15 protein-coding genes and 1 tRNA gene are annotated in these 13,740 nt (G+C 61.2%); 7 read left to right on the top strand and 9 right to left on the bottom strand.

Going from position 1 to position 13,740, the window contains the following annotated elements:
• Positions 1 to 39: 39 nt before the first annotated feature.
• The 3 genes from IP85_RS10790 to IP85_RS10780 form a co-directional block, all read right to left on the bottom strand.
• A complete protein-coding gene (locus IP85_RS10790; RefSeq protein ID WP_054149688.1) occupies positions 40 to 657 on the bottom strand; it encodes a GNAT family N-acetyltransferase in 618 nt (205 codons plus the stop codon).
• Between the two features lie 57 nt (positions 658 to 714).
• Complete coding sequence (locus IP85_RS10785) at positions 715 to 1,986, bottom strand: hypothetical protein (RefSeq protein WP_054149687.1); 1,272 nt, start codon at positions 1,984 to 1,986, stop codon at positions 715 to 717.
• A 100-nt stretch (positions 1,987 to 2,086) separates the two neighbouring features.
• The gene (locus IP85_RS10780; RefSeq protein WP_054149686.1) at positions 2,087 to 3,019 is read right to left on the bottom strand and encodes a DMT family transporter; all 933 of its coding nucleotides are present in this window, start codon (positions 3,017 to 3,019) and stop codon (positions 2,087 to 2,089) included.
• A 277-nt stretch (positions 3,020 to 3,296) separates the two neighbouring features.
• On the opposite strand from IP85_RS10780, the gene IP85_RS10775 reads away from it, so the two are divergent.
• A complete protein-coding gene (locus IP85_RS10775) occupies positions 3,297 to 3,734 on the top strand; it encodes a helix-turn-helix transcriptional regulator (RefSeq protein WP_054149685.1) in 438 nt (145 codons plus the stop codon).
• 4 nt (positions 3,735 to 3,738) lie between these two features.
• Here the strand turns inward: IP85_RS10775 and lipB are convergent, their stop codons facing one another.
• A complete protein-coding gene (gene lipB, locus IP85_RS10770) occupies positions 3,739 to 4,455 on the bottom strand; it encodes a lipoyl(octanoyl) transferase LipB (protein WP_054149684.1) in 717 nt (238 codons plus the stop codon).
• 214 nt (positions 4,456 to 4,669) lie between these two features.
• Between lipB and IP85_RS10765 the strand changes: the two genes are divergently transcribed.
• Positions 4,670 to 4,754, top strand: a tRNA-Leu gene (locus IP85_RS10765).
• A gap of 55 nt (positions 4,755 to 4,809) precedes the next feature.
• Here IP85_RS10765 and IP85_RS10760 read toward each other — a convergent pair.
• The gene (locus IP85_RS10760) at positions 4,810 to 5,310 is read right to left on the bottom strand and encodes a BON domain-containing protein (RefSeq protein WP_054149683.1); all 501 of its coding nucleotides are present in this window, start codon (positions 5,308 to 5,310) and stop codon (positions 4,810 to 4,812) included.
• Between the two features lie 65 nt (positions 5,311 to 5,375).
• Positions 5,376 to 5,870 (bottom strand): peptide deformylase, encoded by a 495-nt coding sequence (locus tag IP85_RS10755; RefSeq protein ID WP_150127377.1) that lies wholly within the window; start codon positions 5,868 to 5,870, stop codon positions 5,376 to 5,378.
• Positions 5,871 to 6,050: 180 nt separating this feature from the next.
• Between IP85_RS10755 and mgtE the strand changes: the two genes are divergently transcribed.
• Positions 6,051 to 7,463 (top strand): magnesium transporter, encoded by a 1,413-nt coding sequence (gene mgtE, locus IP85_RS10750; RefSeq protein ID WP_054149682.1) that lies wholly within the window; start codon positions 6,051 to 6,053, stop codon positions 7,461 to 7,463.
• A gap of 108 nt (positions 7,464 to 7,571) precedes the next feature.
• A complete protein-coding gene (locus IP85_RS10745; protein ID WP_054149681.1) occupies positions 7,572 to 7,964 on the top strand; it encodes a MerR family DNA-binding transcriptional regulator in 393 nt (130 codons plus the stop codon).
• 24 nt (positions 7,965 to 7,988) lie between these two features.
• On the opposite strand, the gene IP85_RS10740 is transcribed toward IP85_RS10745, so the two are convergent.
• The 3 genes from IP85_RS10740 to IP85_RS10730 all read right to left on the bottom strand — a co-directional run bounded on the left by IP85_RS10740 (position 7,989) and on the right by IP85_RS10730 (position 10,311).
• The gene (locus IP85_RS10740) at positions 7,989 to 8,465 is read right to left on the bottom strand and encodes an isoprenylcysteine carboxylmethyltransferase family protein (protein ID WP_054149680.1); all 477 of its coding nucleotides are present in this window, start codon (positions 8,463 to 8,465) and stop codon (positions 7,989 to 7,991) included.
• A gap of 70 nt (positions 8,466 to 8,535) precedes the next feature.
• Positions 8,536 to 9,510, bottom strand: a complete 975-nt coding sequence (locus tag IP85_RS10735; RefSeq protein ID WP_245280851.1) for a DUF1624 domain-containing protein — start codon at positions 9,508 to 9,510, stop codon at positions 8,536 to 8,538.
• A 108-nt stretch (positions 9,511 to 9,618) separates the two neighbouring features.
• A complete protein-coding gene (locus IP85_RS10730) occupies positions 9,619 to 10,311 on the bottom strand; it encodes a DUF599 family protein (RefSeq protein ID WP_054149678.1) in 693 nt (230 codons plus the stop codon).
• A gap of 597 nt (positions 10,312 to 10,908) precedes the next feature.
• Here IP85_RS10730 and IP85_RS10725 point away from each other — a divergent pair.
• From IP85_RS10725 to IP85_RS10715, 3 genes are all read left to right on the top strand, one after another.
• A complete protein-coding gene (locus tag IP85_RS10725) occupies positions 10,909 to 12,309 on the top strand; it encodes an L-serine ammonia-lyase (protein ID WP_054149677.1) in 1,401 nt (466 codons plus the stop codon).
• Between the two features lie 270 nt (positions 12,310 to 12,579).
• On the top strand, positions 12,580 to 13,017 hold the full coding sequence (locus IP85_RS10720; RefSeq protein ID WP_054149676.1) for a DUF1489 family protein: 438 nt from the start codon (positions 12,580 to 12,582) through the stop codon (positions 13,015 to 13,017).
• A 126-nt stretch (positions 13,018 to 13,143) separates the two neighbouring features.
• Positions 13,144 to 13,740: hypothetical protein (locus tag IP85_RS10715; protein ID WP_156322841.1), on the top strand; the 597-nt coding region annotated here is incomplete at its 3' end.

The following is a 13,740-nucleotide window of genomic DNA, read 5'->3' as shown; positions in this document are numbered from 1 at the left end:
GCCCGAGCCGGATTTTCTCAAAAGTCTGATTTTTATCGTCTATTCGGCGGTGAGCACGGGGAAATGCGGTGCTGCATCTGGCCGCAGTTTACCCGTCTGTCTGGGATCTTCGAAAATCTCGACCATGCGCTTGTAAGGTCTGAAACCGGAGCGCTGGTAGAAGGCGAGTGCCGCCGGATGGTCGAGATGGCAGGTGTGAACCCAGAAGCGTGATATCGGCTTTTCCCAGGCCGTGTCGATCGCGACATTCATCAGGATACGCCCGGCGCCCGATCCAATCAGGCTCTGGTCGAGACCGAAAAAAGCGAGTTCGCATTCTGCGCCTTCGCGGAAGTCGAGTTCCAGCAGCCCGAGCTTTTCGCCGTTGCGCGTCAGCGCATGGATTTCAACGGCGGGATCTTCGATGATGGCCCTCAGCTTCTCGTCATCCATCACGGCGCGCGAGACCCAGAGCCAGTCCTCTCCCACGCGGCGGTAGAGCGCGCGGTAATCCTCAAGCGCCGGCGCGTTCCAGCGCTCCACCGTCAGCCCATCGGTCGGCGGATTGGGGCGAGGTGCTGGTCTTGTCGTCATTTCAAGGCAGGTGACGATGGTCGCGAGCATGTTCGGCGCGACGTCGTGATAGCCGGCGGGGAGGGGCTTTTGTTCGGTATCCATGCGGTCTCTTGGAGCTTGAGCGCCGCCGCATGTCAAGCGGGTGAAGCAGCGGCGGGATCAGGGAAACAGTCTGTCGCAGGCATAGATCACGGCGTAGACGTGGATGGCCAAGGCCGCATAGTAGCCGAAGCCGGTCATCAGGCGCTCCGGACCATTCATCGGCACGAGGGCCTCGCGGGGCTTTGCCGACTTCGTCCTGATCATGCCAAGCAGGGTGAAAAGTGCCACGCCGATGGTCAGTGCTGGTGCTGAAAGCCCAATTCTCCAGCCGGTCCAGGCCACCACGCCTGTCACCATAAAACTGGTGAGCGCGAGGGCGCGTGGCGCTTGAAACACCTGTCGCAGCACCTGGCCGCCGTCAAAGCGGTAGGTCGGAAGAAGGTTCAGAAGATTGAAGGCGCCGAGAATCACCAGAAAGACCAGGATCGGGCCATCCATCGCCGTCGAATGGGGAATGTCCCCCGCCGATTGATGGGCAGCGACAAGGATCGGGACAAGCAGCGCCGAGAAGCCGGCCCCCATCAGGGCGCAGGTTGCGACCTCGAAATGGGTATTGTAGGGGCGCCCGCCGATGGCCACGCCGCCCAGCAGCGGCACGAAGAGCATCCGCGTCGTCGGATGGCCGAAGGCGCGGTAGGCCACCATGTGGCCGAGTTCATGCAGCAGGATGACGAGGGTCAGGAACACCGAGATCATCAGGCCCTGTGCGGTCAGGCCAAAAAATGGCCAGAGCAGAACGGTCGAGAGCAGCACGAGCACGGTTTGCCAAAGCGGGTGTTCGAAATGCAGAAGGCCCGACGCCGGACTTTCCTCCACATGGTTCTGCAATGCGGAGAGTTCGCGGGCGAGGGCTATGCGCCGGAACAGATAAAAGGCGAGCCCGCGATAGTTGTCCGTCTGCTCGAAGGTGACCCGGCTGCCGAGGGGGGCACGTTCGACCTTGCGGCTTTCGCGATAGCCTTCCCAGAAGGTGTGGTCGAGCGTCGTGTCATTGACCACCCTCAGTTCGCAGGTGAAACAGCCGGCGGCCGTCATCGCGGTGCGGTCAACGATCATGGTTCGTCTGCTGGGATGCCCGTGACGATCGCTTTGCCGATAGGCGAATTCCACCAGGTCCGGTTTGCCATCGACAGGTTCGACGGCAATGACATTTGGATGCCAGGAGGTTTGGTCGCCAGCGGGACGGGTGATGTTCCACAGCTCTTCAGGACGCTCGCGGATGATACGGCTCACGCGGATGGTCCGCCGCCCAAGCGGTGCTGCCATCAGAAGCCACAGCAGGCCGAGATTGAAGGCGGCCAGAAACACTGCGGCCTGATACGTCGCCAAGAAGCTCTCCCGGTGCTGCGGATGAATGCGCCGAACCTAGGCGAGAACCCTTAGAATCCCGTGATTGAAATCATTCAAATGCCGTCGAACGGCCGGTCTTTCAGGCAATGTCCGCGACGGTCCGTGCCGGCGTTGTGCGTCTCTGTTCGCGCCAGAGAATGAAGAGACCCGATCCGACGATGATCAGGATGCCGAGCCATTTGGACGGTGTCGGAAATTCGTCAAACAGCAGGTAACCCAGCGCAACGGCGGCGATGATCTCGAAATACTGGAAGGGCGCGAGCACGGACAGCGTCGCCATGCGAAAGGCGCGGACGACGAGGAGATGGATGTAGCCGGAGATCGCGCCGAGCAGGACGAGCAGGACGAGGCCAAGCCATGAGGTCGGCAGCGACATCTCGAAGTCGACGCCGTCGGCAGCGGTGCCGAGCAACAGGGCGCCCCCCATGAAAATCGTGCCACCGATCCCGGCCATGGTCTGCATGGTCATCGGCGTGTCGGCCTCGCCGATCGCCCGGTTCAGGAACATGTAGAGCGCATAGAGAAAGGCGCAGGCGACAGGCAACAGGGCCTTCATGCCGAAAACTTCGTAGCTCGGCTGGATGACGATCATCGCACCGCCAAAGCCGACCGCGATCGCCAGCCAGCGGCGCCAGCCGACTTTTTCCTTGAGGAAGATGGCCGACATGGCCGTCAGAATGAAGGGCTCGACAAAGTAGATGGCGAAGACATCGGCCAGCGGCATGTATTTGACCGCCATGAAAAACATCAGGCTCGCGGCACCATGGATCGCGCCGCGCAGCAGGTTCATCCACGGGCGTTTCGCCGAAAAGGCTGCCAGACCGTTGAGGGCGATCAGAACCGGCAGGACTGAGGCCAGCTGGAAGAAGAAGCGGTAAAAGGTTACCTGTCCCGGTGACATGCCTTCGACCGTCGCCATGTATTTGGCAATCGCATCCATCACCGGCAGCACGAGCATGCAGCCCGCCATGAGAACCATGCCGCGAAATGGACTGGAAGGCGTGGCGCTCATTGTCGGGACTCACCGGAGGACTTCGTGCTTGAGAGAACAAGCATGAGGCGCGCTCCATGATCAAGCAAAGAAAATGCGGAACAAAAATTCGCTGGCAGCGTTTACGACGCGTTTGTACGCATCTCCAGGATGTCGCCGTGTGACGGGTTTTCACCTGTTGGTGGCGCCTGCGGAAAGATGCAGGATCATCATGTCGTCTAATGTAGCGATGTGAGATCGAGGTAGAAAGGACCGTCGCCCTCCGGGTCGGCGTTTCCTCACGGTCAGGAGAAGTCGCATGCCCACACGTAAGGTCTATCCCCGGATGACGGATTCGAGTGACGATACGCTTGGGGGCCGCCTGTCGGCTGCGCGCGACGCATCTGGCCTCTCACTTGCCGATGTCGCAAACCGCGTCGGTGTGAAGCGCGACAGCCTCTTGGCCTGGGAAGCGGATCGTGCCGAGCCGAGACCGTCAAACCTGATCGATCTCGCAGGCATTCTCGGTGTTTCGCCGATGTGGCTGATGACCGGCGTCGGTTCGGGCCCTATTCAGGAGGCCGGGGATCTGCCGCTCGAAGCGCTCAAGCTCGATCTTCAGCGCCTGACCGAGGCGCATCTCGAATGCGGCCGGCTGATCGAAAAGATTGCCCGACAGATCGAGACCTACGAGGAACGGCACGAAAGTCGCCGCGATCCCGGCGATCTCGACGGTCCGGTGATGGGACGCGCCTGAGGTCTCAGCCTTCGTTCACCGTAGGCCCGAAGACGTCTTCGAAAGCTTCGCGCAGGCGCATGTCGACGTCTGCCATCATCACCGGCAGCCCGAGATCGACGAGGCTCGTCACACCATAGGCGGAGATGCCGCAGGGCACTATCCCGGTGAAGTGCGAGAGATCGGGATCGACATTGATCGACAGGCCGTGAAAACTCACCCAGCGGCGCAGGCGAATGCCGAGCGCTGCGATCTTGTCCTCGCTCATCGTGCCATCGGGCAGAACAGGCTTTTCCGGACGACGCACCCAGACGCCGACGCGGTCCTCGCGGCGCTCGCCCTTGACGTTCATGCTGTCGAGCGTGCGGATCACCACTTCTTCGAGGGCTGCCACATAGGCGCGGACATCCTGGCGCCGGCGCTTCAGGTCAAGCATCACATAGGCCACCCGCTGGCCCGGACCATGATAGGTGTATTCACCGCCGCGACCGGTCGCGAAAACCGGGAATCGTTCGGGCTCGATCAGGTCCTTGGAATCAGCACTGGTGCCGGCCGTATAAAGGGGAGGGTGCTCCACCAGCCAGACCAGTTCGTCGGCCTTTCCGTCGGCAATCAGAGCCACCTGATGCTCCATTTCGGCAACCGCATCCTCATAACCCACGAGACCGTCCGAGACTCGCCAACGCACGGAAGGTGAGCCTTCACGAGGGTGCATGGCATGGTCGAGATCTGTGCGAAGCATGAAAATTGCCTTGGGCTGTGGATTGGCGAAAAGCCTTGTTTTCCCTGTATTTGGCAAGAAAAGCCCCGGAGTTCAAGGGCGCCGGCCTCCCCCATGCAGGGGGCTTATCCACCGGTCATGACGAATTTTCAAAAATCTGTCACGGCGGGCTTGTGGACCCCCAAGGCTTTTGCTACATGCAGCCCCGCCGGAGCAATTCGGCGCCTACCACGATGCGGTCGTGGCGGAATTGGTAGACGCGCAGCGTTGAGGTCGCTGTGGGGCAACCCGTGGAAGTTCGAGTCTTCTCGACCGCACCAAAAAAGAACCCGGCCTTCGAGCCGGGTTTTTTGTTGCCGTGATTTCAACGACTTCTCAGTCGCCGTCATTAGGAATGTGACTGTCGACGCCGAGCGTTGTGATGAAGTTCTTCACGTCGCTGACGCCCTTCACGCCCAGTACCTTCAACTCGACCATCCGGCGCTCCTCCGCCGTGTCGACCGACCCGCGCAGCGTCACGACATGGCCGTCCACATGGATGTCGAGACCGGCCAAAATGGTGTCATCAAGACCTTCAAGCGCGGTCGCGATATCGGATTCGAGCTGGTCATCGTCTTCTCGGCCATCCGTGGTCGGCAGTACCGGTCTGGCGACATCAGGCTCGAAGCCATCGGCATTGACCGCGTCGATCCGAAAACCTTCGTTGCGGTCACGGTCGAAGTTGGCGCCGGTTTCGCCATAGCCGCGATTCTCGACCGGTGTCGCCGTCGCACCCGCGCCATCGGCATAGGGCCAGCCTTCGCCGATATTGCGCTGGTCGTAATCGCGGTAATCGTCTTCGCGGGAAAATTCGGTCTTGCGGTCGTCCTTGGCCATGGGAGGGCTCCTTTTCATCTCGTCTGACGGAGATAACGCCCGGCCACTGGCTTTGTTCGATGCCGTCAGCGCGGCGCCTTGTCCCATTTCTTCAACAGCCGCTCGCGCTTCAGGCGCGAGAGCCTCATGATCCAGAAGATACCGTCGAGCTGGTCTATCTCGTGCTGCATGCAGATCGCGGCAAAACCTTGCATCTCCTCCTCGACCACGGTCCCGTCCAGCGTCTGATAGCGGATCCTGACGGCCTCGGGTCGCGTGACCTCGTCGGTCATTCCCGGCATCGAGACACTGCCTTCGGTATGGGTCATCATGACATCGGAGGCCCAGAGGATTTCCGGGTTCACATAGTCGCGCCGCCCGCCAATTTCGGGGAGGTCGATCACCGTCAGTCTAAGGAGAATGCCGCAATGGGGTGCGGTGATGCCGACACCGGGGGCAGCCTTCATCGTTTCGTAGAGATCGTCGGCGAGGGTGGCGAGGTCAGCCCCGAAGTCGCTGACGGGCTCGGCGGTCGCCTTCAGGGCGGGGTCGGGATAGCGGCGGATGGTCAGGCGGGTCACGAAAAGCTCATGTCTTCAGGTGTGATGTGATTGTCGGCTGTGGCGGTCCGGCGACGCTAGCAGGCGCAGCATCGCTTTGCACTGACAACAGGAGATTTCCGCTATCTGCTTGTTGACTTGAGGGTTTTTGCGGCCATTCTCCGGGGCGTCCGAGTGTGGTGCCGCGAGTGAGAGGTTGGGATGACAGAGAACGAAGACGAAATTGTCAACCGTCCCGCGGCCGAAGAAAGCCACGACGACATCTATGACGACGAGGGATCTGTCCGTCACGATTTCCTGACGTTGGTCGGGGCGGCGATCACTGATCGTGACGTGCTGTTTCTCCGGCAGAACGTCGCGCGATTGCACGAATCGGAACTCGGCGACCTGATCGAGGCGATCCAGCCCGATCAGCGTCTGGCAATGATCCGCCTGCTCGGCGACGACTTCGACATGACGGCGCTGACCGAGGTCGATGAAACGATCCGTATGCAGATCGTCGACCAGATGCCGAACGACCAGATTGCCGCGGCGATCGGCGATCTCGATTCGGACGATGCCGTCTATATTCTCGAAGATCTCAACGACGAGGACCGCGAGGAGATCCTTGCCCAGCTGCCGTTCACCGAACGGGTGCGTCTGCGTCGTGCGCTCGACTATCCCGAAAGCTCGGCCGGCCGACGCATGCAGACCGAATTCGTTGCCGTGCCGCCCTTCTGGACGGTTGGGCAGACGATCGACTATATGCGCGACGAGGAAGACCTGCCGGAGAGCTTCACGCAGATCTTCGTCATCGATCCCACCTTCAAGCTGCTCGGTGCGGTCAATCTCGATGCGATCCTGCGCACCAAGCGCCAGGTGAAGATCGAGACCATCATGCATGCGACCAACCACCCGATCCCGGCCGAGATGGACCAGGAAGAGGCGGCCCAACTCTTCGAACAATACGACCTCCTGTCGGCCGCCGTCGTCGACGAGAACGAACGGCTGGTCGGCGTTCTCACGATCGACGACGTGGTCGACGTCATCCAGGAAGAGGCGGAAGAAGACCTGTTGCGCCTCGGCGGCGTCGGCGACGAAGAGCTCTCCGACAGCATTGCCGAAACGTCTCGTTCGCGCGTGCCGTGGCTTGCGGTCAATCTGGTGACCGCCTTCATGGCGGCCTCGGTGATCTCACTGTTCGAGGCGACCATCCAGGAGATCGTCGCACTCGCCGTCCTGATGCCGATCGTCGCCGGCATGGGCGGCAATGCCGGCTCGCAGACGATGACGGTGACGGTGCGGGCGCTTGCGACCCGCAATCTCGACATCCACAACGCCTTCCGCGTCGTGCGCCGCGAGGCGGGCGTCGGGCTTTTGAACGGTCTGATCTTCGGCGTTTCGATCGGCGCCGTGGCGGGTTTCTGGTTTCAGGACCCCAATATCGGCGGCATCATTGCCACGGCGATGCTGATCAACATGATGGCGGCCGCCATCGCCGGGATCCTCATTCCCCTGTCGCTGGACCGCTTCGGCGCCGATCCTGCCGTCTCCTCGGCCGTCTTTGTCACAACCGTGACCGACATCACCGGCTTCTTCGCCTTTCTGGGGCTCGCGACCTGGTGGTTCATGTGACCGCCGACACAGGCATGACGGCATAATCGCGCAAGAGGCGGTCAGGGCAATGCCGAAAAATTGACTTGTACGTAAAAGTCAATATCATGGTCATCCCTACAGGATCGGATGACCGTGAAGAAATACTATAGCATAACAGAGCTCACGCGAGAATTCGGTGTGTCAACGCGCACCCTGCGTTTCTACGAGGACGAGGGCCTGCTGCATCCGGAACGTCGTGGCCGGACGCGCCTCTACCGTGCCGCTGACCGCCGTTTCCTGCAGGAAATCCTGCGCGGTCGCCGTATCGGCTTCACGATCGCCGAAATCCGCGAAATCGTTCACGTCTACAAGGAGCCGCCGGGCGAAATCGGGCAGCTCAAGCTGATGATGAAGAAGATCGACGAGAAGCGCGACGAGCTTCGCCAGAAGCGCCGCGATATCGACGAGACGCTCTCGGAACTCGATCAGGCCGAAGAAGCCTGCCTCACCCGCCTGGTGGAAATCGGCGTCGGGACCTGATCCTGGGCCGGCAATCTCCCCGAATCAGATCCAGCGCCGCGTGCGCTTGCGGTAGCTTTCGTAATCGTAGCCGAAGCGGGCTTCGAGATGGCGTTCCTCCCCGGGGATCGCCAGGATCCGTGTCGCCAAAAGCGCCAAGAATGCCGCGATGAAGAACCAGGCATTGCCGGTTATGAAGCCGAGCGCCACCGTGAACAGCGTATAGGCGAGATAGATCGGATTGCGGCTGAACCGAAACGGACCGCAGGTCACGAGATGGCGCGCACAGCCGGTATCGAAAACCGGGGTCTGTCGCTCCATCAGGGTGCGCACCGCCCAGATGTCGAGGGTAACGGCAAAGAGGCCGATACTGAATCCGATCGACGGCAGAACGTAGGGAAGCGGCGAGGGGACCGGCGCCAGGGCAGTGAACCTGCCGGCCATGATCGCACCGATGATGCCCGCCAGATAAAGCAGTGGCGGCCAGGGATATCGCAGAGGCTTCGCGCGGTAGGCATTCATATTAGAATTCCCCCTTGTACCAAGTCGAGGTGATGGAGGACCTATGGGGGCCTATCGTCGAGATTTGGTACTACGGCGCTGGCTGACTCCTGATGGTGCATTCCTCGGCCAGCGTCTGGATGCGTGTATTCTGCTCGTCCAAGTTTGCGCCAGACTGGACAGGGTCGAGGAGGTTTTCTGCCTGCAGGCGCTCCAGGGTGCAGCTGCAGAAACGCTCGCAGAGGCCCGCATCGTTGCCCTGCTGTGCACAACTTGCCTCGCAGCTCCCGATATAGGATGCGACCGGATCCAGGGCGGGCGGCGGTATGACGAAGCTCGCCAGATAGACGCCGGCAATCAGCACCGGTTGGTGTAGCAGATAGACGGTCAGCGAGTGGCGTCCGCCCCAGCGTAACCAGCGAGGCCCCGCCGGCAGCCGGTCGATCCAGCCGAGGCGGTTGCGATCGACCAGAAACCGTGCCGTGGCAATGCCGGTCAACAATGCGCCGATCCAGGGCAGGAGGGGCACATAGTCATTGGATCGGGGCAGGGTCTCCGAGATCCCGAGGAACCAGAACCAGGCCGAATCGAAGGCCGATGAGCGCAGGAATTCGGGGAGAGAAAACGCCACGACTGCCGAAAGCAGTGTCAAAATCGGCGGGACCCGGAGGAAGAGAAGGCCGATCAGGCTCGAGAGCGCGATGGCATGCAGAATCCCGAAAAAGATCCAGCTGTCGGGCGTGAACCAGTAGGTGGCAATGGAAATGGCGGCCGCTGCGGCGGCGATCACGCCAAGGCGCCGCAGGAAGGGGTCAAGCCTGAGCCTCGGATAATGCGCAAGCACGAGGCTGAAGCCCGCAAGGAATAGAAAGCTCGACGCGATCATGCGGGCGTAGAGACGCAGGAACCCTTGAGTAGATGTCCCGGGCGCGAGGTAACCGAAGAATTCCAAGTCCCAGCTGAAGTGATAGGTCGCCATTGCGATCAGGGCGAGCCCGCGCGCCGCATCAAGCGCCAAAAGGCGCGGTCGGGTCGCAACGGTTCGGGGCTCGGTCGGATCTGCCACTTGCTCTTCCTTAAGCTCTTCGACGGTGGACCTCGCCATCGTCACTATGGTTCGGCGGGGTCGGCACCAAAGACGGCGAATTCAAGGCTGCGGCCACCATGCCTGCCATCACCTGTCGCTCGTGTTGAGGAGGGCAAGGCGCGCCTCGGAGAAAAACTGACGGCGCAGCAGCACGATGAAGACGAGTACCGTGGCGATCATGAAGACCCAGGGGCTTACGAACCAGCCGAGATAACCAATCGAATAGAAGATCGCTCTAAGTCCCATGTTGAAGTGGCTGGCAGCGATGATGTTCATGCGAATCGTTCGCTCGGCGGTTTGCATCGCCCGCTCAGGATCCTTTGCCGCTTCGTCCGCCATCGGGATCGCGCCGAAGAGAATGGTGCAGTAGTTGAACAGGCGATAGGACCAGCCGAACTTGAAGAAGGAGTAAGCAAACAGTGCGATCAGGCCGCAGACCTTCAGCTCGAAGATCGCGCGCCCGCCCTGCACGATGTAGGGGATGTCCCTCAAGATGGCATCGACCTGCTCGGTCGCACCAAGAAGCGCGAAGCAGCCACCGATCGCGAAGATCGTCGTGGAGGCAAAGAAGGCTGTTCCGTTCTGCAATCCGCCCATGATCTGCGTGTCGATCATCTTCAGATCACGCTTCATCGAGTTCAGGATCCATTCGCGTCGGCGCTCGGCCATGGCCTTGGTGAGGCTCGTTCTCGACAGGATCTGCTGGTCGCCGGTGATGCGAGCATAAGCGAGCCAGAGCAGCAGAAAGAGCGCCATGGCGCAGTAGTCGACAATGGTCATATCGAGCGAATCCCAGGGGCAAGATCGGTTGGGGCATTATCCTGCCGTTCGGTTCATCCACAACGGAAATTAACCACCCGAAAGATATTGGCCCGAATTGGGGCAGGGCGGTTGCGATTCTGATGTACGCAGCAAGCTGCTATCCCATTGAAATCTCGACAATCCATGCAAGCTGCGCATGCCTGCCTCCCATCTGGAGCCTTCCTTTTGCCATTTTTGCAGTTGCGAACCCGCTCCGATTTTAATAGATCAGGCGTCAGAAAGCGGTCGGGGGACGGCTTTCCCTGTGAATGTGATCTCACTCGGAGTTTTCATGGAAGGTAGTTTCCATAAGTCGTGCTGGGGTGTTACATTTCGTGCCTTGATGGGTTTCGCCGGCTTCATGTGCCTGGCTTACCTTTTTGGGTCGATCTGACACCCGCCACAGGCGATTGATCAAACAGCGCGGTCCTCACGGCCGCGCTGTTTGCGTTTCCGCAGTTCCGATCTCATCTCTCGTCATGTCGCGGCGGTGAAAGCCGATGTCGATTGCAAGGAGCATTCGTGCTACGCGATGCTCTAGCCTTTGCGCTTTCAATCCCGCATGCGAGGAGCTCCATGTTTCTTTCGGTTTTCGACGTGTTCAAGATCGGCGTCGGCCCCTCGAGTTCCCACACCATGGGTCCGATGACGGCGGCCAACCGGTTCCTCGACCTCATTCTCTCCGACCAGTGGCCGCGTCCGGCCGGCGCGCAAGTGGCAGCGCTCAAGGCCAGCCTGCATGGTTCGCTCGCCTATACCGGCATTGGTCACGGCACGGGCAATGCTGTCATCATCGGTTTGATGGGCGAAGCGCCCGACAGCATTGATCCGGATCGGATGGAGGCGATCATCGCCGAAGTCGAGCGTACGGGACGGGTCACCCCTCCCGGTCACCCCGGCTATGTGTTCCAGCCGAAGGATGACCTCGTCTACGACAAGAAGACGCCGCTCTCGGGCCATGCCAACGGCATGCGGCTTTCTGCGCTCGACAAGGACGGTCGGGTTCTGCTCACCCAGATCTACTATTCGATCGGCGGCGGTTTTGTCGTCACCGATACCGAGCTGCTCGCCATGCAGAAGCAGAAGAAGCAGGCCTCGTCGCAAAAAGTGCCCTATCCCTTTTCCTCGGCGAAGGAAATGCTGGCGATGGCCGCGGCTTCAGGGCTTTCGATTGCCCAGATGAAGCGGGCAAACGAGGAAGCGGTCCGCTCGCGCGAGGATCTGGATGCCGGGCTCGACAAGCTCTGGGACGCGATGTCGAGCTGCATCGATCGTGGCCTGCGCCAGGAAGGCCAGCTGCCGGGCGGCTTGAAAGTGCGCCGTCGCGCCAAATCGATCCACGACAAGCTGCAGGAGGAGTGGCGCTCCAACCGTCTCAATCCCGTTCTCGCCAATGACTGGCTCTCGGTCTATGCGATGGCGGTGAACGAGGAGAATGCTGCTGGTGGCCGCGTCGTGACCTCGCCAACCAATGGGGCGGCCGGCGTGGTGCCGGCGACCGTTCGCTACTATCTTCATTTCCATCCCGACGCCGATCAGGAAGGCATTCGCGACTATCTGCTGACGGCGGCTGCCATTGGTGGGATCATCAAGCACAACGCTTCGATCTCGGGCGCGGAAGTCGGCTGTCAGGGCGAAGTCGGCTCGGCCTCGGCCATGGCCGCAGCGGGTCTTGCCGCCGTTATGGGCGGCACGCCGGAACAGATTGAAAACGCTGCCGAAATTGCGCTCGAACACCATCTCGGCATGACCTGCGACCCCGTGGCAGGCCTTGTCCAGGTGCCCTGCATCGAGCGCAATGCGCTTGGCGCCGTCAAAGCCGTCACCGCCGCCTCGCTCGCGCTCAAAGGCGACGGCGTGCATTTCGTGCCGCTCGATGCCTGTATCGAAACCATGCGCCAGACCGGCAACGACATGAGCGAGAAATACAAGGAAACCTCGCTCGGCGGCTTGGCCGTCAACGTCGTGGAATGTTGATGCGGGCAGGGGGCTGGCGGGGCGGCGGCTGTCTCGACACCTTCCCTCCGTCATCCTCGGGCTTGTCCCGAGGATCTGCCGCCGCTGCGATGTGTTCGGCGCCAGTGGTCTTTTCTTCCTGAACGTTCCGTCCTTGGCCTCTCCCAATAGATCCTCGGGACAAGCCCGAGGATGACGCCGCGGCCCTCACTCCACCGAAACTGTTGAGCACATCACCCCTGCGACACCCCAGCCCTTGACCCGCCGCATGGACAGGCTATCTCGGGTGTCATGGCACTGCATCTCCTCAAGCTCTGCGTCGGAGCCGACTCCATCGATGATCTGCGCGACTGGGTCGCCGAACGCTGCCTCGTCGCGGTTGCGGCGGGCCTGGAGCCGCATTCTTCGCATGTCACCCGCATGGTGCCGAAGCGCATGGAGGAACTGCTCGATGGCGGTTCGCTCTACTGGATCATCAAGGGCCAGTTGTCTGCGCGGCAGAAGCTCCTTGATATCAAGACCTTCACCGGCGGCGACGGGATTACGCGCTGCGAGCTGATCCTCGGCCCCGAGGTCATCGAGGTGGCACCGGCGCCGCGCCGTCCGTTCCAGGGCTGGCGCTATCTGGATGCGGATGTCGCCCCGCGCGACCTTGCTGCCTCCGGCGCCGATATCGAGGACATGCCTGACGATCTCAAGCGGGAACTGGCCGAACTCGGCCTGCTTTGAGTTGCCCTTTTTGATCCGCATCAGGAGAAGGTTCCTGCTTGTGAGTGCCGTTCTCTGACGGTACCCTAAATTTTGGGTGGATTGCGCTGCCAGGGGGCAGGGCGCGGTCCGGGATCAGGGGGAACCATGCCGTCTTATAAATTGCCTTGTCTTGCGCTGGCCCTGGCTGTCGCCGCGTCGCATCCTGCTGTGGCGGAAGACTCGTCGATCGATCTGAAGCTCTTCGGCAAACACGAGATCGAGGGTGGCCTCAGCACCTGTCATCTCACCTTCTGGCAGAGCAACAAGGATCCCGAGACCGACAAGTATGCCTATCTGATCTATATGCCCTTTGATCAGGATGGCGTGCCGTTGCAGGCGGTTGTCGAGATCGGCACGGAGAAGATTGCGCTGACGGAGAGTGCGCGCGGCGATTTCGATCCGCCGTCGCGGCTCGGTTACCGGCTCTTTTCCAGCATCGACCACGAGACGCATATGCTGGTTCGGATCGAAGAGGCTGTCGTGACCGGTTCGTTGCAGACGGTCGGCAAGGCAACCGTCACTGTGGTGCGGCCGGATCTCCCGCCCTTCGTTGCGGGCGCCAAGGGCGTCATCGGCTGCCCTGGCACATCGGCGCCCGAGACGGCTGCCGCTATTCCTTCTGAGCCCGTCTCCGACGAGGGTGCCGCCGCCGGCGGGCCGTCGCCCTATACCGGCCCCGTCGGGCTGCCGCTTGCCCCGCCT

Origin of the sequence: Rhizobium sp. AAP116 (assembly GCF_001295785.1) — a bacterium.
In the GTDB taxonomy this organism is placed as follows: Bacteria; Pseudomonadota; Alphaproteobacteria; order Rhizobiales; family Rhizobiaceae; genus Allorhizobium.
Note: the sequence above shows the minus strand (reverse complement) of the source record. Positions and strands in the feature narration are given on the sequence as shown.